Below are 21,331 nucleotides of genomic sequence, written 5' to 3'. Positions count from 1 at the left end.
CTCGGCGCGGACGAGGCGGTCGGCGTGCTCCTTGGGTGAGGTGGCCGGTGGGAGGTAGGGCTCCTCGACCGCGACGTCGATGCCGAGGTCCGGGTCCAGGTCCAGATCCGGGTCCGGGTCCAGGTCACGAGCCAACGGTGATGGAGAGGGGGCACGGCACAGGAGGCTCCGCCGGTGATCGGGGACCGCTTCCGTCTCGACGAGGCACTGGCCCGCGGCGACGGAACCCTTTCCCGCCGCCCGCGGTGGTCGCGCGAGCCGCCCCTCGGTGATCGCGGCACCGGTCGCGTGCGGCTGTCGCGGCGCCCCGTCCCCGGGTTTCCGGTCGAAGGTATTGACGCTCACGACGGCCAGTGAGAACGTTCTCTCACTCCGCAGCGAGAGAACGTTCTCTCGCAGGGGAGGGGCGTGCTGCACGTGCCATCGCTTCGGCCTCGTCGGCAGTTGTCCCACCTGTCCTCTCGTCCGGGTCGGTCAGTCGGATCCGGACCTCAAGCACACGCGCGAGTGTCCCGGCATGCATGGAGGAGTTATGGGGAAGGCCCGTCCAGCGAAGAGAGGGGTTGCCGCGGTGGCCGTGCTGCTGCTCGCGGTGACCGGTTGCGGTTCCGGGGGGACGTCCGCTGGGGCGGGCTCCGCCGGACAGGCGCACGGGGTCGGCCGAGCGGGCGTACTGAAGATCGGTACCTCGAACAACATGAAGCCCTACGCCTACGAGGAGAACGGCAAGCTGACCGGCTTCGAGGTCGATCTCATCTCGGCAGCCGCGCGCAAGCTCAAGCTGGAGCCGCAGATCGTGTCCCTGGACTTCTCGGCGCTGCTGCCGGCGGTCAGCAACCGGCAGTTCGACGTGGCCGCCGCGGCGATCGGCATCACCGCGCCGCGCAAGAAGATGGTCGACTTCTCCGACGGCTATCTCGCCGGCTACTTCGGCGTCCTGACCAAGCCGGACAGCGGGATCACCTCCTCCGTCGCGAGCGTGAAGGGCAAGCGCATCGCCGTGTTGCAGGGGTCCATCGAGGACGCCAACGCCGGCACGTTCCTGCCGGGCGCGGACATCGTCCGGTTCCCCGACGACAACTCCGCCGACCTGGCGCTGAAGAACAACCGGGTCGCCGGATTCTTCAATGACTTCGGGCCCAACCTCGGCATCGTCAAGAAGTACCCGGACCTGCACCTGAAGCAGCCCATCACCCTCCCGGCCACCGACTTCCCCGCCGGCTGGGCGGTGCGCAAGGGCAACACCGAGCTGACCGGCGAACTGGACGGCGCGCTCAAGCAGTTGGTCGACGACGGCACCTGGCTGAAGCTGTACAAGAAGTACTTCCCGCAGGACCCGGTGCCCACCGGCAGCCAGCTGCCCCCCTACACCCCCAAGGGGTAGCCATGAACGCGTTCCTGCACAACTTCTTCGACTGGCAGTTGATCGGCCAGGTGCTGCCGGACCTGCTCACCTACGGGCTGCGCAACACCCTGGTCCTCGCGGTGGCCTCCGCGCTGCTGGGCAGCGTCATCGGCATGGTCCTGGCGGTCATGGGCCTGTCGCACCGCTGGTGGCTGCGTCTGCCCGCCCGGATCTACACCGACCTCTTCCGGGGTCTGCCCGCGGCCCTGACCATCCTCATCGTCGGCGAAGGGGTGTTCTCCGCGCAGGTCAGCTGGCTGACCTCGCCGTACCCGGTGGCCATCCTGGCGATGAGCCTGATGTCGGGTGCGTACATCGGCGAGATCTTCCGCTCGGGCATCCAGAGCGTGGACAAGGGGCAGGGGGAGGCGTGCCGGGCCCTCGGGCTCACCCACGGCCAGGCGCTGCGCCTGGTGGTGGTCCCGCAGGGCGTGCGCAGGGTCCTGCCGGCCATGGTCAACCAGTTCATCGCCATCATCAAGGACTCCAGCCTGGTGTACTTCCTGGGCCTGATCACCAGCCAGCGGGAGCTGTTCCGCATCGGTCAGGACGACGCGATGACGACCGGCAACCTCTCCCCGCTGCTGGCCACGGGACTGTGCTACCTGCTGCTGACCGTCCCGCTGACCCACTTGGTCAACTCCATCGACCGGCGGCTGCGCGAAGGCTCCCGCCCGGCCGCGGCAACCGACGAACCGTCCCTCGTGGACCCGAAAGAGGCGCTGGTATGACGACGCCGGATGTGGCGGTCCCCTCCCACTCGCACCGCTACGAGGGGACTTCGCTCGAAGCCCGCGACGTGCGGATGAGGTTCGGGCCGGTCGAGGTCCTGCGCGGCGCGGACCTCCTCGCCCCGGCCGGCGAGGTGGTGTGCGTCATCGGCCCGTCCGGTTCGGGCAAGTCGACGCTGCTGCGCTGCCTGAACGGGCTGGAGACCCGCTCGGCGGGCCGGATCCTGCTGGGCGGCGAGGACACCTCGACGATGGACATCAACGTGCTGCGCCAGCGGGTCGGCATGGTCTTCCAGCACTTCAACCTGTTCCCGCACAAGACCGCGGCGCAGAACGTCATGCTCGCGCTGCGGCACGTGAAGAAGATGCCGCAGGAACAGGCGGAGGCCATCGCCCGGCAGCGGTTGCGGGACGTGGGCCTGGCCGACCGCGCGGGACACCGTCCGACCCAGCTGTCCGGCGGTCAGCAGCAGCGGGTCGCCATCGCGCGGGCCCTGGCCATGGAGCCGCAGGTGATGCTCTTCGACGAGGTCACCAGCGCGCTCGACCCCGAACTGGTCAAAGGCATCCTCCAATTGATGGCAGACTTGGCCCGGGGCGGCATGACCATGGTCGTGGTGACCCACGAGATGGGGTTCGCCCGGAAGGTCGCCGATACGGTGGTGTTCATGGACGCGGGAGTCGTGGTGGAGTCCGGGCCGCCCGAGCAGATCTTCGACGCGCCCTCCTCGCCGCGGCTGAAGACCTTCCTGTCGCAGGTGCTGTGATGCCGGCCGGCACAGGAGCCGCGCCGGGGCGCAGGCGTCCGACGGTGGCCGACGTGGCCCGCGAGGCGGGTGTCTCGGTGGCCACGGCCGGCCGGGCGCTGGGCAACTACGGCCGGGTCAGGGACGACCTGCGCGAGCAGGTGCAGGCGGCCGCGGAACGGCTCGGGTACTCACCCAACGCCGTGGCGCGCAGCATGCGCTCCGGCGGCACGCGCAGCATCGGCTTCGTCGGCGCCGACATCTCCAACCCCTACTTCGCCACCGCGATGCGCGGCCTCTGCGACGTGGCCCGCGAACAGGGCTACGAGCCCATCCTCGCCAACAGCGACGACCGGCTGGAGGTGGAGCGCGCCGCGGTCAGCGTCCTGCTGGACAAGCAGGTCGAGGGCATCGTCGTGGCGCCGACCTCGGTCACCGACCTCGCCCACCTGGAGCGGGCGAAGGAACTGGGCGTGCCGATCGTCCTGCTCGACCGGCACATCGGTGCGCTCGAAGCGGACAGCGTGGTGATCGACAACGAGGCGGCGGCGTACGAGGCGGTCGCGCACCTGCTCGGCCTCGGCCACCGCCGGGTCGGTCTGCTCGCGTGCGTCGACCCCGCGGAGGGCCCGGAACTGGTGGCGCGGACCGGCACCGGTCGGCTGACGGTCCGGGGCGCCGCCCGCCCGTCCATCGACCGTATCCGGGGCTACCTGGCGGCCGTGGACGACCACCGGGCGACCTCCTCGGCCGAGCTGATCCAGTACACGCCGCTCAGCGACGCGGCACAGGCCCAGCGGAGGGCGGAGGCCCTGCTGACGCAGCCGCAGCCGCCCACGGCCGTCTTCGCCACCGACAACGTCACCACGCAGGGCCTGTTCATGGCGGCACGCCGGCGTGGACTGGCGATCCCCGCGGACGTCTCCCTGGTCGGCTTCGACGACCTGGACTGGACCACGCTCGTCGATCCGCCGCTCACCGTGGTGGCCCAGTCACCGCTGGACATGGGCCGCGCCGCCGCGGTGCGCCTCTTCGAGCGGATCAAGGGCGACGACCGCCCGGCCGAGCGGATCGTGCTGCCGACCGAACTGGTCGTCCGCTCCAGCACCGCCGAGCACGGCCACGGCGTGCGCGAGCATTCCGGCTGAGCCACTCCGACCCCGGCTGATCCCCGTACCGCGACTCCCGGCTGAGCCACTACGACCCCGGCCGATCCCCGTACCGCGACTCCCGGCTGATCCACCGCACCCCGCCCCCGGCCGATCCCCGTACCGCCCCCGGCCGATCCACCGCACCCGAGTCGTCGGCCGGAACACCTTCGGGGCACCGCACCCGACCCACGAGCAAGCGCCGCGCCCCGGGCGTCTCGTCCATGCCCTTCTCCCGAACACCGAGAGGTTTCTCCATGCGTACTTCCCTTTCCCGCCCCCGCGTCGCCGTCCTGGGCGGCGGTGTCATCGGGGTGGCGACCGCGACGCGGCTCGCCCTCCGCGGAGCACAGGTCGTCCTGGTCACCGAGTCCGAACTGGCCGACGGGGCGTCGGGCCGCTCTCTGTCCTGGCTCAACTCCTTCGGCGGAATGCGCTCCGAGGCCTACCACCACCTGCGGGTCCTGGGCATCGACCGCTACCGAACCTTCGCCACCCGCGTCCCGTCCTCCGACTTCCTGAGGTTCGACGGCGGATTGACCTGGGCGGCGCCGGGTGAGGACACGCACCGCGCGGCGTTCGAGCACATGCGGCGCAACGGCTACGACGCCGTGTGGCTGACCCGGGACGAGGTCCCGCGGTGGGCACCCGGCGTGAACCCGGCCGCGGTCCCCGAGGAGGGCGCCATCTTCAACCCCGGTGAGGGCTGGGTGGATCTGGTCGCGCTCGTCCGGCACCTCGCCGGTGTGTTCACCGAGGCCGGTGGCGTGATCCGTGCCGGTGGCGGCGCCGCCGACGTGGTCGTCGAAGGCGGCCGGGCGGTCGCCGTGCGCACGGGCGCGGGGGAGCGGATCGACGTCGACGCGGTCCTGCTGGCGACGGGCGCCGACGTACCGCGCATGGTGCGCCCCTACGGGGTCCGGATCCCGGACGCGACGCCGCAGGCGCTGCTGGTGCGCACCAAGCCGGTCGACACGGCCCTGCGCGCCACGCTGAACACCCCGCGTGTGGCGCTGCGGCCCGCCCCGGGCGGGGCGCTGGTGATGGACTCCGATGCCTCGGCGGCCGAGGTGGTCGACCACGGCGACGGCAGCTACGAGGTCAAGGACTCCACCGTCGAGCAGTTGCTGCGCGAGGCGACGGCGGTGCTGGCCGGCGGTCCGCGGCTGGAGCTGGACTCCTACGGCGTGGGCCGCAAGCCGATCCCCGGCGACGGCGAGCCGGTCCTCGGCGAACTCGACGAGCTCCCGGGCCTGTTCGTCGCGTTCACGCACAGCGGCGCGACCCTCGCCCTCATCGCCGGCGAACTGCTCGCCGACGAGATCACCACCGGCGAGCGCAGCCCGCTGCTGGCCGCGTTCAGGCCCGGCCGCTTCCGCTGACCACCGCCCCACCACAGGAAGGACGACACATGACCACGCCCGTACGCATCGGTCTGGTCGGTTACGGCTTCGGCGGCCGGTACTTCCATGCGCCGCTGATCGCCTCCGCGCGGGACTGCGCGTTCCTCGGGGTGGTCACCACGTCGCCCGAGCGCCGCGCCCAGGTCGCCCGCGACCTGGACCGGCCGGCGTACGCCTCGCTCGATGAGCTGGCCCGGGCCGGCGCCGAGGCGGTCGCGATCTCCACGCCGGCGGCCACCCACGTGACACTGGCGCGGCAGGCGCTGAAGCTGGGCCTGGCGGTGGTCTGCGACAAGCCGTTCGCGCTCGACGCGGAGTCGGCGCGGGAGACGGTACGGCTGGCGGACCGGCTCGGTGTTCCGCTGACGGTCTATCAGAACCGGCGCTGGGACTCGGACTTCCGCACGCTGCGGCAGCTGGTCGACGACGGGAGGCTGGGCACGCTGATCCGGTTCGAGTCACGGTTCGAACGCTTCGAGCCCGAACCGGGCCCGCCCGCCGCGGGCGGCGGCACCCTGCTCGACTTCGGCAGTCATCTGGTCGACCAGGCCCTCGTACTGTCCGGGCCCGTCCAGCGGGTGTACGCGCAGACGCACCACCGCGACGACGCAGGCGGCCTCGACGACGACGTCTTCATCACGCTGACGCACCACAACGGCGTGCAGTCACACCTGTGGGGAAGCTGGCGCCAGGGTGCCCCGGGCCCGCGCGTCCGGGCCACCGGCACCTCGGGCACCTACGTCGTCGACCGGACGGACGGGCAGGAGGCGCTGCTGGTCGCGGGCGCCCGCCCGGCGTCGGAGGGCGACCGCTGGGGGACCGAGCCCGAGGACCACTGGGGACAGGTGCTGTGCGGAGCGCACGCCGAGCCCGTCCCGTCCGCCCGCGGCCGGTGGGACCTGTTCTACCCCGCCTTCGCCGCGGCGGTCCGCGGCACCGGTGCGGTGCCCGTCGATCCATGGGACGCGGTGGAGACCGCCACCGTGCTGGACGCCGCCCGTACCAGCGCCCGCACCGGCCAGGCCGTACGCCTGCCCTGACCCCGCGCCCATTCCCCCATCGATCCGGTGAAGGAGTCCAGCCCCGTGCGTGTCAACGACCCCGTCCTGCAACCCCTGCGGATCAACAACCTGATCCTCAAGAACCGGATCTACAGCACCGGGCACGCGCCGTCCGGCTACCTTGACGGCGGCGTGCCGGGCCTGCGGTACGAGCTGTACCACGAGGAGAAGGCCAAGGGCGGCATCGCCCTGACGATCATCGGGGGTTCGAGCAACGTCGCGGCGGACTCCGCCAACGTCTTCGACCAGATCAACGCCGGGGACGACGCCATCCTGCCGTTCTACCGCTCCATCGCCGGCCGGGTGCACCGGCACGGGACCGCCATCATGATCCAGCTCACCCACCTGGGCCGCCGCTCCCAGTGGGACATCGACCAGTGGCTGCCCGCCCTCGGCCCGTCCCCGGTGCGCGAGCGGGCCCACCGCAGCTTCCCCAAGCAGATCGAGCACTTCGACATCGAACGGATCGTCACGGCCTACGGCACGGCCGCACGAAGGGCGCGCGAGGGCGGCCTGGACGGCATCGAGATCGCGGCCATGGCCGGCCACCTGATCGACCAGTTCTGGTCGCCGCGCACCAACCACCGCACGGACGAGTTCGGCGGAACCCTGCGGAACCGGCTGCGCTTCGGCCACATGGTGCTCGAAGAGGTCCGCAGACAGGTCGGCGACGACTTCGTCGTCGGCATGCGCGTCCCCGGCGACGAGGGCGTGGCCGACGGCCTCACAGCCGCCGACTGCGCCGACATCGCCACCGCCATGGCCGGCACCGGCAAGCTCGACTTCCTGTCCGTCGTCTACGGCTCCGGCAACACCGACCGCGAACTGGCCGACGTCATCCCCGTCTTCGGCCGGCCGCTGGGCGCCCACCTCCCGGTGGCGGCGGCGATCCGCGAGGCGGCGGGCGGCATTCCGGTCTTCCACGCCGGCCGGATCGCCGACCTGCCCACCGCCCGGCACGCCCTCGACGGCGGTCATGCCGACATGGTCGGCATGACCCGGGCGCACATCGCCGACCCGCACATCGTGGCCAAACTCCGCGCCGGACAGGAGGAGCGCATCCGCCCCTGCGTCGGCGCCACCTACTGCGCCTCCCGCGTCGAGACCTTCTGCCTGCACAACCCCGCCACCGGCCGGGAAGAGGTGATCCCGCAGCTGGTCGGCCCCGCACCGGTCGGCAAGCGGGTGGTCGTGGTCGGCGGCGGTCCGGCGGGACTGGAGGCCGCCCGCGTGTGCGCGGCACGCGGTCACCAGGTCACGCTGCTGGAGGCAGCCGACCGGCTCGGCGGGCAGGTGATCCTCGCCGCCCGCACCCCACGGCACGCCGAGAAGGCCGGCATCGTCCACTGGCTGGCCAAGGAGGTGGAACACCTGGGGGTGACCGTCCGACGCGGCTGCCTCGCGGAGCCCGCCGACGTCCTCGCTCTGCGGCCCGACGTCGTGGTGGTGGCCACCGGCGGGCTCCCGAACACCGCCGTGGGCCAGAGCGGGGAGGAACTGGTCGACTCGACCTGGGACGTACTCGGCCGCAGGCCCCGGCCCGGCCACCGGGTACTGATCTTCGACGACCACGGCGGGGAGCAGGCACTGACCGCGGCCGAGCACCTGGCCACCGCCGGCGCGCACGTGGAGCTCGTCACCCCCGACCGCACGGTCGGCGCCGATGTGACCGGTACCCTCTACCCGGACTACCTGCGCGCCCTGTACGCACACGGCACGGTGCTGACCCCGGACCATCTCCTGCGCGCGGTCCGCCGCGAGGGTGGCGCACTGGTGGCCACGCTGGCCAACGCCTACACCGACGCGGTGTGCGAGCGGACGGTCGACCAGGTCGTCGTCGAACACGGCACCACGCCGGCCGACGACCTGTACCACCAACTGCGGGCGGGCTCCCGCAACCTCGGCGAGACCGACGTGACCGCGCTGGCCGAGGGCCGGCCACAGGACCGGGTGACCCATGAGGGCGGGACCTACCAGCTGTTCCGCATCGGTGACGCGGTGGCCCACCGCAACGTCCACGCCGCGCTCCTCGACGCCCGGCGGCTGTGCGGGTCCCTGTAGGACCCCATCGCGCCGGGGCGTACCGGCCGGCGCCCGGGGACGGGCCGCCGGGACTGCCGAGGACGTCGCGCGCGAGCGACCCTCGGCAGCCCCGGGCGGAAGGGTCAGAGCTGGCCGGACTCGGCGATGGTGATCTTCGCGGAGGTACGGCCGCTGGGGGAGGAGCCGAGCGCCTCGATCCTCTTGACGAGGTCCATGCTCGCGGTGTCGGCGACCTCGCCGAACACCACGTGCTTGCCGTCGAGCCAGTCGGTCACGATGGTCGTGATGAAGAACTGCGAGCCATTGGTGTTCGGGCCGGCGTTGGCCATGGACAGCAGGCCCGGCCGGTCGTGCTTGAGGGTGAAGTTCTCGTCGGCGAACTTCTCGCCGTAGATGCTCTTGCCGCCGGTGCCGTCGCCCCGGGTGAAGTCACCGCCCTGGAGCATGAAGGCGGGGATGACACGGTGGAAGGAGGAGCCCGCGTAACCGAAGCCCTTCTCGCCGGTCGCGAGGGCGCGGAAGTTCTCCGCCGTCCTCGGAACCACGTCGTCGAACAGGTTGAAGACGATCCGCCCGGCGGGCTCGTCGTTGATGGTGATATCGAAGTAGACCTTGGTCGTCATGCCCCTATCCTGACATTCCGCCGGGCACCGGTCTCACACGCGGGTCCACCTCTGGCCGGTCCGGCCGCCGGACTAGGGTTCCGGCGCCGCCCCGGGGGTGTCGCAGGCGTCGGCCCAGGCCAGCAGTTCGGGGGCGTCCAGCGCCGGTAACCACCAGTCGGCCCGGGTGGCGCCGTCGCCCGGCGGCCGGGGGCCGACGCCCAGGACCCGCAGTCCGGCGCGGCGGGCCGCTTCCACACCGGTGAGGGAGTCCTCGACGGCCAGCGCCCGGTGCGGGCGGACACCGCAGAGCCGGGCCGCCTGGGCGTAGAGGTCCGGGTGCGGCTTGGGCCGCAGGCGGTCCCCGGTGTCGGGGACGACGATGTGCTGGAAGCGCGTGAGCAGCCCGGCCCGTCCCAGGCTGCCTTCCACCACCACTCTCGGGCAGTTGCTGGCCACCGCCAGCGGCAGCCGGGCGGAGAGCAGCCGGACGAGCCGGGTCGCGCCCGGCATCGTCACCGGGTCGTCGGTGACGAGCTCCAGGAAGTGGTCGAGGAGCGCGGCCGTCAGGCCTTCCGCCAGTTCCGGCTTGCGCACCGACTGTGCCATCAGCCGGCCGCAGTCCTCGTAGTACAGGCCCGTGGCCTGCTCGGCGAACCCGGGCGGTGGCTGGAGCCCGAACTCCCGGAAGGCCCGGTTGCGGGCCTCCTGCCAGTGGCGTTCGCTGTCCATCAGGGTGCCGTCACAGTCGAAGACGACGGCTTCGGGCGACCAGTCGAGAAGATCGTGGGCCGTGGTGCTCACGGTGCCTCCTAGGTGTCCGCACGCATGACGTACGACATTTCCGACCATCTACAGGAATCGGAAAGATAGTGACGACTACGTTATTTCCGTCCCGGCAAATCGGGCAATAACTCTTTTCAGTGACTCGACGGCACCGGGATCCGGGCGTATGGCCGTGCGGCGGCCACGTCGGGCGGTCGGCGATCGGCATCGTCAACACCACTGTCATCACGCACCAGTTGACACACACGGCCAGCCGTACGGCACTCTGCACGAGGCGGCGCCCCATACCACTCGGCCGCGTTCCCCTTCGAAAGAAATGCGTAATTACCGCGCGAGTGTGACCTATTCTGCGCCAGGCGTACGCTGGCGCACTAAATTCGTGGCCGGTGGAAGAACCGAGCGAGGGCGGACGGGACGTTGCAGGAACGGGCGAAGGAAACCCGTAGATCACTGCTGGAAGCGGCTGCCCAGCTCTTCGCCGAACAGGGTTACGCGGCCACCAGCGTCAACGACATGAGCGCCCGGTCGGGCCGGACCAGCGGCGCCGTCTATTTCCACTACGCCGGCAAGGAGGGCATCGCCGTCGCCGTCGTCCAGGACCGGTTCGCCACCTGGTCGCAGCTCGCCGCACGCTACGCGGACGAGGCGGTGCCCCCGGTCGAACGGCTCGTCGCCCTCAGCTACGACATCGCCCGTGCCCTCGCCGAGGACCCGGTGACGCGTGCCGGCGCCCGCCTGTGGGCCGAGCGCGCCACCATCAACGCTCCCCTTCCCGACCCCTTCGCGCTGTGGACCGCCGCCGCCACACGACTGCTCGCGCAGGCCCGGCTCGCCGGCCATCTGTACGCGCACATCCGCCCCGCCCGCACGGCCCGGACCCTGGTGCGCGCGTTCTTCGGCCTCTGCGCCCTCACCGAGGCGCTCGAAGGCACGGCCGTCGTCACCGACCGCCTGACCGACTGGTGGCAGCTGACGCTTCCCTCCCTCCGCCCGCACCCGGCACGCGCGGAGGACCCGCCGGCGGGCCGCTGACACCCGGCGCTCCCCGTGCGGGCAGTCCGGCGCCCCGGCCTCGTGCCCGTCACCGACCTCGCCGAGGGCGGCCGGCCGGGCGGGTCATGGGCAGCGGGGGCGGCGGGGCTGTCGTACGCCGCGTTCATGCGCCAGACGTCCAGTTCCACGGCGGGCGCGGGGCCGCTCCCGGAAGCCCTCGCCCTCACGAGCGCCGTCGGCTCCGGCGTCACCGGGTGGCGTCGGCGTCCAGCGCCTCCACGGCGGTCCTGCACCACTGCACCGGGACATCCTCGCCGTGCTCCCGCGCACCGGCGCCCTCACCAAGGCGGCGCGGATGGCATCCTCCCGTGCCGAACAAGCACGCGCCGGGCTCGCCGCCTGCGGGGCGTCGGCCAACTGGCCGAACCGGCCACATCAGCGGCCGGCAAGGGCTGTCTGTGGCGCAAGACGGTTCCCGGCCTGACCGCTTCCCGGTCACGGGCGCGGGAAGCGGGCGCGCATGGCGTCGACGCAGGTGTCGCGGGACGTGGGTCCGCCGAACCGGAGACGGTCGTAGGCCGTGAACGCCGGTACCAGGGCGTCGAGTTCGTCGACCAGCGCGTGCAGCCGCTCAGGGCACCGCGCCGAACCGGCGTCCAGTTCGTTCGCCGCGGCACCGATCGCGGTCGTCAGGTGATCCTTGCGCTGGATGGCGGCCGGGGTCACCGAGTGCAGACACACGTACTGTCCGCTGAGATACGCGTCCCACTCCTCCTCACCGGTGACCGGGTCGGCCCAGTGAGCGGTGAACCACGCTTCGAGCCGGTCCACGCCGCCGGCCTCGTCGGCGAGGGCGAACAGGTCGGCCGGCACCATCTCGGCGCCGTCGGAGCGCAGATACCCCGGAAGCGGCAGAAGCCGCCCCAGCATCAGCCGGCGGACCGCATCGGCTTCCCGGCCATGGACCGCGCACAGGTCCTCCAGGGCGATGAACTGCGCGCTGACGTACACGTCATCCGCATCGGTCATCGGATGGTCGCCGTTGACCTCCTGGAACCGCTCGACGATCTGCTGCTTCAGGTCCGTCTCCGTCATAGGGGCCTCCGGCGTCATCGGCGCGGGCATCTCCCGCACAGGACTCCGCACGCTACGGGCCGGACGGTTCGGCACTCACCGAACCGTCGTGGACCCGCGGAGACGCCAGGGACGCGCCGGCTCGGCCAGGGGCCGACGGCAACTGGCGCTCATGTGCTCGCGGTTGACGCCGGAGAGCCCGCGCTGTCAGTGGCGGATGCGAGGCTGAACGGATGGACCGTTATGAGGAGCAGTTGCTACGCCGCCGGGTCTACGGCGCCGACCACGACCATCCGGGCCCGCGGCCGGACCGGTGCTACGCCGAACTGGTCGGCGGGCCGCTGGACGGCCTGCTGCTCGACATCACCGGCCGGCCGCATGAAGAAGTCGGCACGGGCGTCGCACTGGCCACCGAGCTGGGGCGGTTCGGCGCCGGCGGCCGGGCGATGTACGACCCGCGCCCCGGCGACCCGACCCGCTTCGACTGGGCCGGCGACACCCCGTGATCGTCCGGGGCTCCGTCCACCGCGCCGAAGTCGCCCTCGCCGTCGAGATCGTCGCTGAGCCGGCGCGGCATACGAGTTATCGGCCATGTCCCTCGCGCAGCAAGCGAACCGGACCCATTTTCGACCGCGCAACGCCCCTGGGTGACGAGCACGTCCCGGACGCGTCATCCGGACATCGCGGACCTGAACGGACCAGATTCGGCCATCACTTGGCTGCCGAACATTCTTCCGGTCGCCATTGTCCGAGCGCTCGGAAAATATCGCGGGTTCCGATGGATGCGAGGGGTTCCGGGGTTCTGGTGGTGGCGGCGAGACTCCGGGGATAGGATATCGCGCGCTGCACGCGAAGGCGGTCGGCGAGGTCGGGGGCGGGGGCGAAAGCATCGTGATTGAGCTGGAAAGACACGCAACGCGGGGCGGTTCCGCCCGAGGTCGTGAACGCGCGTTCGCTCTTCCTGGCCGACGGCGCTTACAACTCACCCACAAATTCCTCATATGATCACCGCAAAGCGGTCCACGCAACAGCAGTGGGCCATTTTTTTCTTCCGTGCCGTTCCCTTCGTTTCCACGACGAGAGAAGTGTGGAGTGTGATGCCATGAACCGAATCGGCAGAGACTCGCGCCGGTTACCCTGGAGGCTCGCGGAGCCGCCGGCCCGCATAGCGTTATCCGTTCTTTTGCTGGCGGGCGGCGCCGTAGGAGCGACGGCTGGACCGGCCTCCGCCTCGGACGCCGACGGCACGCTGACGGTTCAGGTGCTGCGCGACTTCTTCGGCACCGGCGTGATCAACACGACGATGGACGTGCCGCAGCGGGGCATGAAGGTCAAGATCTCCGACCCCGAGGGGCGCGTCGTCAACGGCGTCACGGATGCCACCGGAAAGGTCGTGGTTCCGCCGTCGGCCGTGCTGAGCGGCGGCCGGTACCGCGTCGACGTCAGTGTCCCGGCGCCGTACAACGGCTATCTGCGGGCGGCGCCCGCGTCGACGAGCGAGAACCACTTCGACAGCTTCACGTCGTTCGTGGACGTGTCGGACGGGAAGAACGCATCCGTGGTGACGGGGGTGTGGGATCCGGCCGACTACGCGCTGCCGGACTCGCGGTACTTCGTGCCGGTCCACAGCGGCCCCAACAGCACCGACAACCGGGCGCTGGTGGCGTTCGGGACGAAGGTGCGGGGCACGTGTCCCACCGATGTGGCGTGCCCGGCCACGCTGGCCACGCAGGACCAGGTGGGCACGACGTTCGGGTTGGCGTACGACACGAACCGGACCCGGCTGTTCCAGAGCGCGTTCGCCCGCCGGTACGCCCCGTACGGGCCGCAGGGCGGAGGTGCGATCTACACGGTGCCGGTCAACGGCTCGGGCGCGCCGCAGCTGTTCGCGCACGTACCGGACGCCACGGTGACGGCGCACGACACCGCCAACATGATCAAGGACGCCGGGTTCACCGACGCACCGGGCAAGGAGAGCATCGGCGGCCTGGCCCTGTCGGAGGACGGCTCCACGCTGTACGCGGTGAACCTGCGGACCCGCAGCCTGGTGAGCTTCGACGCGACGGGGGCCACCGCCGCGGCGCCCAAGTCGACGGTCCCGATCCCGGACCCGGGGTGCGCGAGCTCCGACGACTGGCGGCCGTTCGGTCTCCAGTTCCACAACAACACGCTGTACGTGGGCGGCGTGTGCAGCGCTGAGAGCACGCAGCAGCGCGCGGACCTGAAGGCATACGTCTCCACCTACGACGGCAAGCGGTTCACCACGGTACTGAGCCACCCGCTCACGTACGAACGCGGCAGCGTCTTCGGTTCCGGCGACAAGGCCACCCACTGGAACCCGTGGAACACCAGCCTGGGCACGTGGGACGACCGGAAGGCGGGCAGCGTCTTCATCGACCCGCAGCCGGAGCTGTCCTCCCTCGCCTTCGGCCGCGACGGCTCGATGGTCCTGGGTTTCCGCGACCGGTTCATGGACGTGCTCAGCTGGGGAGGTCTGGACCCCCGCCCGGGGAACGACACGGCGGAGAACGGCATGTCCGGTGGTGACATCACCATGGTCTGCGCCACGCCCACCGGTGAGTACCAGTGGGAAGGCACCGGGAGCTGCCCCAACCACGCCACCCCCGCCAACAGTGGCGGCCAGCCCGCCGGTGTCGTCGAGTACTTCCCGGGCGACTCCTACGCAGGCGCACACCAGGAGACCGCGCTGGGGTCGGTGGCCTACATCCCGCAGCAGCAGTGGGTCGTCAGCACGGAGTTCGACCCGGTCGTCAACGTCGCGACCTCGGGGACCGGGTACCACGACATCACGACCGGTGAGGGCCCGGGCAACAACCCGACCGCCAACGGCTTCCAGTTCGTCAGCCAGGCGCAAGGCGGGTTCGGCAAGGCCGGCGGGCTCGGTGACATCGCGTACGCCGCGGCGAACGCGCCGATCCAGATCGGCAACGTCGTGTGGTTCGACGGCGACCACAACGGGATCCAGGACCCGGGGCACGTGCTGCTGCCGGGGGCGACGATCAACCTGCTCGACAAGGACGGCAAGCAGGTCGCCACGACGAAGACCAATGCCGCCGGCGAGTACTACTTCGGTGGTGTCGGCGCCGCGTACGAGCTCACACCGGGCGCGAAGTACACGGTGCAGTTCGACGTGTGCACCGCGGACACCAGCCAGGTGCCCGAGCAGCCCCCGGCGAACCGACTGAGGTTCACGCTCCCGCGGGCCGGTGCCGACCGTGCGCACGACTCCAACGTGACCCCGCCGACCAGCGGACCGTTGTGCAACGGCTACGCGCCCGTCACGGCGCCGGAGAAGCCGGGCGGGGTCGATCACACGATCGACGCCGGGGTGTACATCTGGAAGAAGGCGCCGACCCCGACCCCGACGCCGACTCCCACTCCGACGCCGACGTCCACCTCGAGCCCGACTCCGACGCCGCCCGGGGCTTCCACGCCTCCGTCGCCCGCGCCGCCTGCCAACCACCCGGCCCCGGCCGGTGGGGGCGGGGGTTCGATGGCGAACACCGGTGCGTCCGGGCTGGCGGAGATGATCGGCCTCGTCGGTCTGCTGGTGGGTGCGGGCGTGGTCATCGCGTTCGTGGCCCGGCATCGTCGCGCCCGGCAGCACTGAACAACCGCACCACAGTGATCCGCCCGTCCGCGATCCGGACGGCGCGGACGGGCAGATCACGCCTCGGCCGGTCCACGAGGGCCGGCCTTGGCGTGGTCCGCCACCGGACTGCCGAGTGCCGCCGCGAGCCCGCGGCGGCCGGACCGCTGGTGAGGGAAAGGATGAAGCGGAGAGTGTCAGCGTCGAACCGCGTGCGGAGCGCGAGGACCCGGCACGCCCCACCGGGCCGGCCGGCCGGCCGGCGCCGATGGCCGCGGTCGCGCCGGGGCGCGGCCGTCATAGGCGTCGTGGCCCTCGCCGTGGCCGCTGTGGCCGCGTTCCTGATCGCGGACGGCGGCTCCGGCGCCGAGGGTCCGCGCTCGCTGACGACGGACGAGGCGAGCCGGCTGGCGATCACGCGATTCCGTAACTACCAGGCCAAGGGCCGCGCGGTGACCATCACCGTGCCGGGCACTGCCGGCGGGCTGACCGTCACCGGGTCCGTCGACTACCGGCACAAGGTGGGGTACGGCGTGGTGCACGGCACCGGGCGCGACAGGTCCAGCGACGGGCTGATCCAGTGGACGCCCACCTCGGTGCACGTCCGCCCGATGACGGACGCCCCGGCGCACGCACCCGCGTCGCCGCCCCGTTCCGGCTGGTACGACCGTGGGCTGCTGGCGTCCGGCAGCGCGCTGGACACATCCCTGTCCATCGCGCTCGGTCTCGGCGGCGACCGGCCGGACAACGCCGAACTGCTGCCGCAGAACGGCGCCGCCTGGTGGGGGCGGGAGCAGGTGGACGGGCACCGGGCCGACGTCATGACCGGGCCGTCCTCGCCCGACCGCTCCGGTACGGCGGGCAACGTGCGCTACTGGATCGGCTCCGACGGCACCATGTACCGGGTCCGCGTCAGCGTGGGGTCGCAGCCGGAGCCGGTGGTCATCGACTTCGACACCCACCCGTACGTTCCGGTCAAGCCGGTCCCCGGGACCACCCCGGCCCGGTAACCGCCGTTCAGGACGTCCGCACCCGCGCGTTCGCGGCGAGCAGGGACGTCGGCGGCACCCGGATGCCCTCCGTCCTCGGCAGGGCCGGGACGGGAGGGACGACGGTGGCGCCCGCGGTGGCGGCGCCGGGGAACTGCGGCTGCGGAGCGGGCGCCGCGACCTCGGTGAACGGGATGCCACCGGGCGCCGTCGGCGCCGCCCACCTGCCGGCCGGCGAGGACGACCCGGCCGGAGACGGGCAGGCCGCGGTCGTCGCTAGCCGGGCGGGCACGGTGGTGCGCAGATCGTTGCCCCGCAGGCAGTTGGCCCGTCCCCGCGTGGCGGTGGGGAACGTCCAGCCGACGTCGACGCCGTTGCCGGTGAACGTGTTGTCCACGACCTGGTTGCCGACCGGAGGGAGGTCGGCGGTCGCGGTGATGACCAGCCCGGCGTTGCTGTTGTCGGCGATGCGGTTGCGGATGAACCGGTTGTCGCTGCCGCCGTCGATGCCGACGCCGGTGCCCCACCCGCCGTCGGCCTGCTCGGGGGTGGCCGTCTGCTGGTTGGCGGCGATCAGGTTCCCCGCGATGACGGAGCCCTTCTGCGGGAGCAGTTTCTCCTGGTGGTCGGAGTTGGTGGTCATTCCGACCCGGTTGCCGACCAGGCGGTTGCCGACCACGTACATGTGCTCGCTGGCGTTGGTGCCTTCGTAACCGACCGCGTTGAGTTCGGCGACGTTGTCCCGCACCACGATGTTGCAGGGCTTGCACTGGCCGACGTAGATCCCCGAGTCGGCGCCACCCGACGCGTACGAGTGCTCGATGACACCGTTCTGGGCGGAGAACGCGTAGATGCCGTACAGACCGTTGCGGGTCGCGGTCACGTGGGAGACCAGGAACGACTTCAGGAAGGTGACGGGCTCGTCGCCGGTGTCGTAGCCGCCGCTTCCCCCCGGCAGACCGGCGGCGGCCTTCGCCGAACCGGTGACCAGGACCCCGTTCTGCGTGTTGTTCCTCACGGTCAGGTTCTCCACGGCCACCCCGGGCGCCGAGACGACGACGCCGTTCGGCTGCCGCAACCGCCCGTCGATGACGACCTTGTCCCGGGACAGACCGCGAAGAGTGATGCGCTCCGTGTCGATCTTCACCGACTCGTGGTACACGCCCGGCGCGACCAGCACCAGGTCACCGGGCCGGGCCAAGGACACCGCATCGGAGATCGTCGGGGCATCGGCCGGCACGCGGATCGTCACATGCGCACCGGCCGGACGCCGGCCCTTGCTTGATCCGCCATCGCCGCCGCAGCCTGCCACCAGTGTCAGCGCGCCCGCTACCGCCGCCAACACGCGAAGAGCTAATCGAGGCATGATCCCAGTCTGGCATGACGCCCAATTCCACGCCAGAATCATGAGGTTGACCGGCACGCACGATCCGAGGTGTGGCACTCTGCACCCCATGCGCCGAGCCGATCACCACCCGTCACGCCGCACGTTCCTCGACGTCACCGGCGCCATGATGGCCGCCGGTCTGACCGCCGGGTGCACATCGGACTCCGCCCGGCCGGACCGGCACGCCCCTGGCCCGGGGGCCACGCCGATGCCGGTTCCGGCGACGGGCCGCCATCAGGCAGGCATCGCACTTCCCCGGCAGGCCCAGCCCAACCTGCTCGCCGTGGTGGCCGACGTCGACGACACCGCGGCTCCCGGCCCGTTGCTGGCCGAACTCGGCCAGGCCATCCGCGCACTCACGGCGGGGACCGACCCGCGGCTGCTGGGCCTGTCTCCGGGCGACCTCACCGTGACCGTCGGCGTGGGCCCCCGGCTGGTGCGCACGGCCGGTGCCTCGCTGCCCGGCGCGGCCGATCTCCCGCGATTCTCCCGCGAGCGGATCGCCCCGCACGCACGCGGCGGTGACCTGCTGATCCAGATCTGCGCCGGCGACCCGCTGCTCCTGCCGGTCGTCGCCGCCGCGCTCCTGGACCACGCCGGTGACCGCGTCCGCGAACGCTGGCGGCAGTCCGCACGCCGCGGGACGAACGTGTCCGTCGGCAACGGCCTCACCGCGCCACGCAACCCGCTCGGTTTCATCGACGGCATCGTGGGTCCGCACACGACCGCCGAACAGGAACGCGACCTGTGGCTGGCCGGGCCGCCCGCGGTCGCCGGCGGCACCCTGGCCGTACTGCGGCGTATGGAACTCGACCTGACGCGGTTCGCCGCCCTGTCCGTGGCCGAACAGGAAGCGGTCTTCGGGCGGCGCCGGGCCAGCGGCGTCCCCCTCTCCGGCGGCACCGCTGCCTCGGGCCCGGAACTCGGGGCCAAGACACCGGACGGGCGCTATCTCGTCCCCGCGGACGCCCACGTGCGCAGGGCGCACGCCACCGTGGTCGGGGTCGGCCTCATGCTCCGCCGCTCCTACAGCACCGACCAGCCCGCCCCCGGCCTGCTCTTCATCAGCTTCCAGAACGACCTGCGGACCTTCACCGCCACCCTCACGCACATGGAAACCTCCGACGCGCTGCTGTCCTTCACCACCACGACCGCGAGCGCGACGTTTCTGATCCTCCCCGGCTTCGACCGGCAACGCCCGCTCGGTTCCCAGCTGTTCGGCTGATCGCGGTCGGCTCATGGCCCGGGGCGGCACCGGCGCGGGCCGGAACGAACCACGCCCCGGCTGTTACTCCGCCGGTGACCAGGGGGCGGAGCGCAAGTCCGCGACGCCGCGCCGTTCCCGGCCCAGCGGAGGTCCGCCGGCCGCCTCGCCGATCGCGACCATGGAGACGATCGCCCAGCCCGGGTTCGGGTCCAGTTCCTTGGTGAGCCCTTCCAGGTCGAAGGCCCGGAACTGGTGTGCGGCCAGTCCCATGGCCTGGGCCTGCACAGTCATGTGGGCGACGGCCTGACCGAGGTCGTGGTCCGCGAACTCCGAGTAGAGCAACCCCGTGTCATCGACGTGCCGGCGCGTCAGCGTGACGACGAGCAGGCCCGCATCCGTCGCCCAGCGGGCCGAGCTCGGCGCGAGGTGGGGGAGCAGCCGGTCGTGCTCCGGCTCACCCGGCCTGCCGACGAAGAAGCCCCACGGCTGGGAGTTCCCCGCCGATGGTGCCCACCGCGCGGCTTCCAGCAGCAGCCCGAGCGCGTGGTCGTCGACAACCGCGGACGGGTCGAACCGGTAGGGGCTGAAGCGCCCGGCGAGCAGCGGGTGGATGCCGCTGGGCGGCTCCTGAGGATGGGGCATGTTCCGCTGCAACCGGCGGCGGCTGGTGCGTATTCCGGCCGCTGCGAGCGCGGGGACCGCCCACGCCGGACGAGCTGCCGGACCGACGACCAACGGGGCGGAGGGGGTGACGCGCTCGTCGTGGCCGCTGATCACCGGGTCGTGCCCCCGGGTGTCAGCGCGAAGACCGGCCAGGCGAGCGCGCACAGGCCGCCCGACAGCAGCAGTGCCCATCCCGTGCCGGCGGTCGCGGCGGCGCCCATGAGGGCGACACCGAGGGTGGCGCCGATCTGGCGGACGGCGCTGAGCAGGCCGCCGACCGAGCCGGCCGTACCGGGCGGGGCGGCGCCGATGACGGCCGCGACGAGGGCTGGCAGGATGAAGGAGATACCGAAGCCGGTGAGGAGCAGGCCCGCCGCGAGCCAGCCGTAGGCGCCTTCGGCGAAGACCGTGCCGGCCAGGACCGTGCCTCCGGCGGTCAGGAGTGCCAGGCCGGCCACGATCGGGGGCCGTGGGCCGGTGCGGGCGACGATCCTGCCGGTCAGTGGCGGATTCGCCGCGAAGGGGACGGTCAGCGGCAGGAAGGCCAGGCCCGTCTCCAGGGCGCTCAGGTGACGTTCGCGCTGGAGCAGCAGAGGCAGCACGAACAGGGCGCCGGACAGGGCGAAGTTGGTGACTGCGCCCGCCATCAGCCCGGCCCGTACCGGTGCCGACCGCAGCAGCGTCCGGTTCACCACCGGGGCCTGGCTGCGTCGTTCGAGCAGGGCGAACACCGTCACCGCGATGCCGAGTCCGCCCGCCGACCACGCGGTGTGGATCCATGCGCCCGCGCCGGCGGCGATCAGGACGTCCGTGAGCAGCGCCAGCACCACGACGGCCGCGGCCTGGGCCGACCAGTCGACGCGGTGGGCGCCGCGCGGGCAGCGCACCGCCCGTCCCCAGGTCAGGGCCAGCACCAGCAGCCCGAGGGGCACGTTGACCAGGAACACCGCCCGCCATCCGGCCGCCTCCACCAGGGCGCCGCCGGCGATCGGGCCGGCCGCGACGGCCGCCCCGCTGACCGCGGCCCACACCGAGATCGCGCGGGCCCGTGCCGCGGGCTGCGGGTGGAGACGGGCGATCAGTGCCATCGAGGCCGGAACACAGGCGGCCGCCGCCGCCCCGGACACCGCCCGCAGGACCAGCAGCGCACCCAGGTCCGGGGCCAGGGAGCTGAGCAGGGACGCGAGCGCGAACAGGGCCGTGCCGGTACGGAACACCCGGTCGGCGCCGAACCGGTCGGCCGCCGCCCCCGCCGACAGCAGCAGGGCCGCGAACACCACGGTGTACCCGGTGGTGGCCCACTGGAGGCCGGCCATCGACGTATGCAGCGAAGCGGCCAGATCGGGTTCGGCGACGGACAGCACGGTGGTGTCGAGCAGCACCATGAAATAGCCCAGCGACACGCCGGTCAGCGCGCCCGCGCGCCTCGCCCGGGACGGCGCGGGCGGCGTGGGCGCGCCAGGGTGCACCGCGGTCATGGAAT

18 protein-coding genes are annotated in these 21,331 nt (G+C 72.0%); 12 read left to right on the top strand and 6 right to left on the bottom strand.

Annotation, left to right across the window (positions count from 1 at the left end; translation table 11 throughout):
- Positions 1–517: 517 nt before the first annotated feature.
- The 7 genes from IE294_RS32720 (at position 518) to IE294_RS32690 (ending at position 8,555) form a co-directional block, all read left to right on the top strand.
- Positions 518–1,384 (top strand): ABC transporter substrate-binding protein, encoded by an 867-nt coding sequence (locus IE294_RS32720; RefSeq protein WP_306433488.1) that lies wholly within the window; start codon positions 518–520, stop codon positions 1,382–1,384.
- Between the two features lie 2 nt (positions 1,385–1,386).
- Positions 1,387–2,136 carry an amino acid ABC transporter permease gene (locus IE294_RS32715; protein ID WP_189892106.1) on the top strand — a complete coding sequence of 250 codons (750 nt, stop codon included), beginning with the start codon at positions 1,387–1,389 and terminating at the stop codon, positions 2,134–2,136.
- A complete protein-coding gene (locus IE294_RS32710; RefSeq protein WP_306433487.1) occupies positions 2,133–2,903 on the top strand; it encodes an amino acid ABC transporter ATP-binding protein in 771 nt (256 codons plus the stop codon). The genes IE294_RS32715 and IE294_RS32710 overlap by 4 nt, the downstream gene beginning before the upstream one ends.
- Entirely contained in the window at positions 2,903–4,030 is a 1,128-nt protein-coding gene (locus IE294_RS32705) for a LacI family DNA-binding transcriptional regulator (protein ID WP_229917499.1), read from the top strand. Before IE294_RS32710 ends, IE294_RS32705 begins: the two co-directional genes overlap by 1 nt.
- 257 nt (positions 4,031–4,287) lie before the next feature.
- Positions 4,288–5,412, top strand: coding sequence for an NAD(P)/FAD-dependent oxidoreductase (locus tag IE294_RS32700; RefSeq protein ID WP_189892104.1), 1,125 nt, complete (start codon positions 4,288–4,290; stop codon positions 5,410–5,412).
- A 29-nt stretch (positions 5,413–5,441) separates the two neighbouring features.
- A complete protein-coding gene (locus tag IE294_RS32695) occupies positions 5,442–6,473 on the top strand; it encodes a Gfo/Idh/MocA family protein (RefSeq protein WP_189892102.1) in 1,032 nt (343 codons plus the stop codon).
- A 45-nt stretch (positions 6,474–6,518) separates the two neighbouring features.
- Entirely contained in the window at positions 6,519–8,555 is a 2,037-nt protein-coding gene (locus IE294_RS32690) for an oxidoreductase (RefSeq protein ID WP_189892100.1), read from the top strand.
- Between the two features lie 104 nt (positions 8,556–8,659).
- On the opposite strand, the gene IE294_RS32685 is transcribed toward IE294_RS32690, so the two are convergent.
- Positions 8,660–9,160, bottom strand: a complete 501-nt coding sequence (locus IE294_RS32685) for a peptidylprolyl isomerase (protein ID WP_189818288.1) — start codon at positions 9,158–9,160, stop codon at positions 8,660–8,662.
- Between the two features lie 72 nt (positions 9,161–9,232).
- On the bottom strand, positions 9,233–9,943 hold the full coding sequence (locus tag IE294_RS32680; RefSeq protein ID WP_189892098.1) for an HAD family hydrolase: 711 nt from the start codon (positions 9,941–9,943) through the stop codon (positions 9,233–9,235).
- 399 nt (positions 9,944–10,342) lie between these two features.
- Between IE294_RS32680 and IE294_RS32675 the strand changes: the two genes are divergently transcribed.
- Positions 10,343–10,957, top strand: a complete 615-nt coding sequence (locus IE294_RS32675) for a ScbR family autoregulator-binding transcription factor (protein WP_189892096.1) — start codon at positions 10,343–10,345, stop codon at positions 10,955–10,957.
- 456 nt (positions 10,958–11,413) lie between these two features.
- Here the strand turns inward: IE294_RS32675 and IE294_RS32670 are convergent, their stop codons facing one another.
- On the bottom strand, positions 11,414–12,013 hold the full coding sequence (locus IE294_RS32670; RefSeq protein ID WP_189892094.1) for a DUF6058 family natural product biosynthesis protein: 600 nt from the start codon (positions 12,011–12,013) through the stop codon (positions 11,414–11,416).
- Between the two features lie 212 nt (positions 12,014–12,225).
- Here IE294_RS32670 and IE294_RS32665 point away from each other — a divergent pair, with 212 nt between their 5' ends.
- The 3 genes from IE294_RS32665 to IE294_RS32655 all read left to right on the top strand — a co-directional run bounded on the left by IE294_RS32665 (position 12,226) and on the right by IE294_RS32655 (position 16,612).
- Positions 12,226–12,498 (top strand): hypothetical protein, encoded by a 273-nt coding sequence (locus tag IE294_RS32665; protein WP_189892093.1) that lies wholly within the window; start codon positions 12,226–12,228, stop codon positions 12,496–12,498.
- 677 nt (positions 12,499–13,175) lie between these two features.
- Positions 13,176–15,623 (top strand): SdrD B-like domain-containing protein, encoded by a 2,448-nt coding sequence (locus IE294_RS32660; RefSeq protein ID WP_189892091.1) that lies wholly within the window; start codon positions 13,176–13,178, stop codon positions 15,621–15,623.
- Between the two features lie 308 nt (positions 15,624–15,931).
- Complete coding sequence (locus IE294_RS32655) at positions 15,932–16,612, top strand: hypothetical protein (protein ID WP_189892187.1); 681 nt, start codon at positions 15,932–15,934, stop codon at positions 16,610–16,612.
- A gap of 7 nt (positions 16,613–16,619) precedes the next feature.
- Here the strand turns inward: IE294_RS32655 and IE294_RS32650 are convergent, their stop codons facing one another.
- Positions 16,620–17,831 (bottom strand): right-handed parallel beta-helix repeat-containing protein, encoded by a 1,212-nt coding sequence (locus IE294_RS32650; RefSeq protein ID WP_189892185.1) that lies wholly within the window; start codon positions 17,829–17,831, stop codon positions 16,620–16,622.
- Positions 17,832–18,045: 214 nt separating this feature from the next.
- On the opposite strand from IE294_RS32650, the gene IE294_RS32645 reads away from it, so the two are divergent.
- Complete coding sequence (locus IE294_RS32645) at positions 18,046–19,203, top strand: Dyp-type peroxidase (RefSeq protein ID WP_189892089.1); 1,158 nt, start codon at positions 18,046–18,048, stop codon at positions 19,201–19,203.
- A gap of 63 nt (positions 19,204–19,266) precedes the next feature.
- On the opposite strand, the gene IE294_RS32640 is transcribed toward IE294_RS32645, so the two are convergent.
- Together IE294_RS32640 and IE294_RS32635 are read right to left on the bottom strand one after the other, a co-directional pair.
- Positions 19,267–19,827 carry a nitroreductase family protein gene (locus IE294_RS32640; protein ID WP_189892087.1) on the bottom strand — a complete coding sequence of 187 codons (561 nt, stop codon included), beginning with the start codon at positions 19,825–19,827 and terminating at the stop codon, positions 19,267–19,269.
- A 131-nt stretch (positions 19,828–19,958) separates the two neighbouring features.
- The gene (locus tag IE294_RS32635; RefSeq protein ID WP_229917497.1) at positions 19,959–21,326 is read right to left on the bottom strand and encodes an MFS transporter; all 1,368 of its coding nucleotides are present in this window, start codon (positions 21,324–21,326) and stop codon (positions 19,959–19,961) included.
- Positions 21,327–21,331 lie beyond the last annotated feature (5 nt).

The organism is Streptomyces canarius (assembly GCF_014650735.1).
GTDB lineage: Bacteria > Actinomycetota > Actinomycetes > Streptomycetales > Streptomycetaceae > Streptomyces > Streptomyces olivaceoviridis.
The sequence above is the reverse complement of the archived record's forward strand: the minus strand, read 5'-3'. Positions and strand labels throughout refer to the sequence as shown.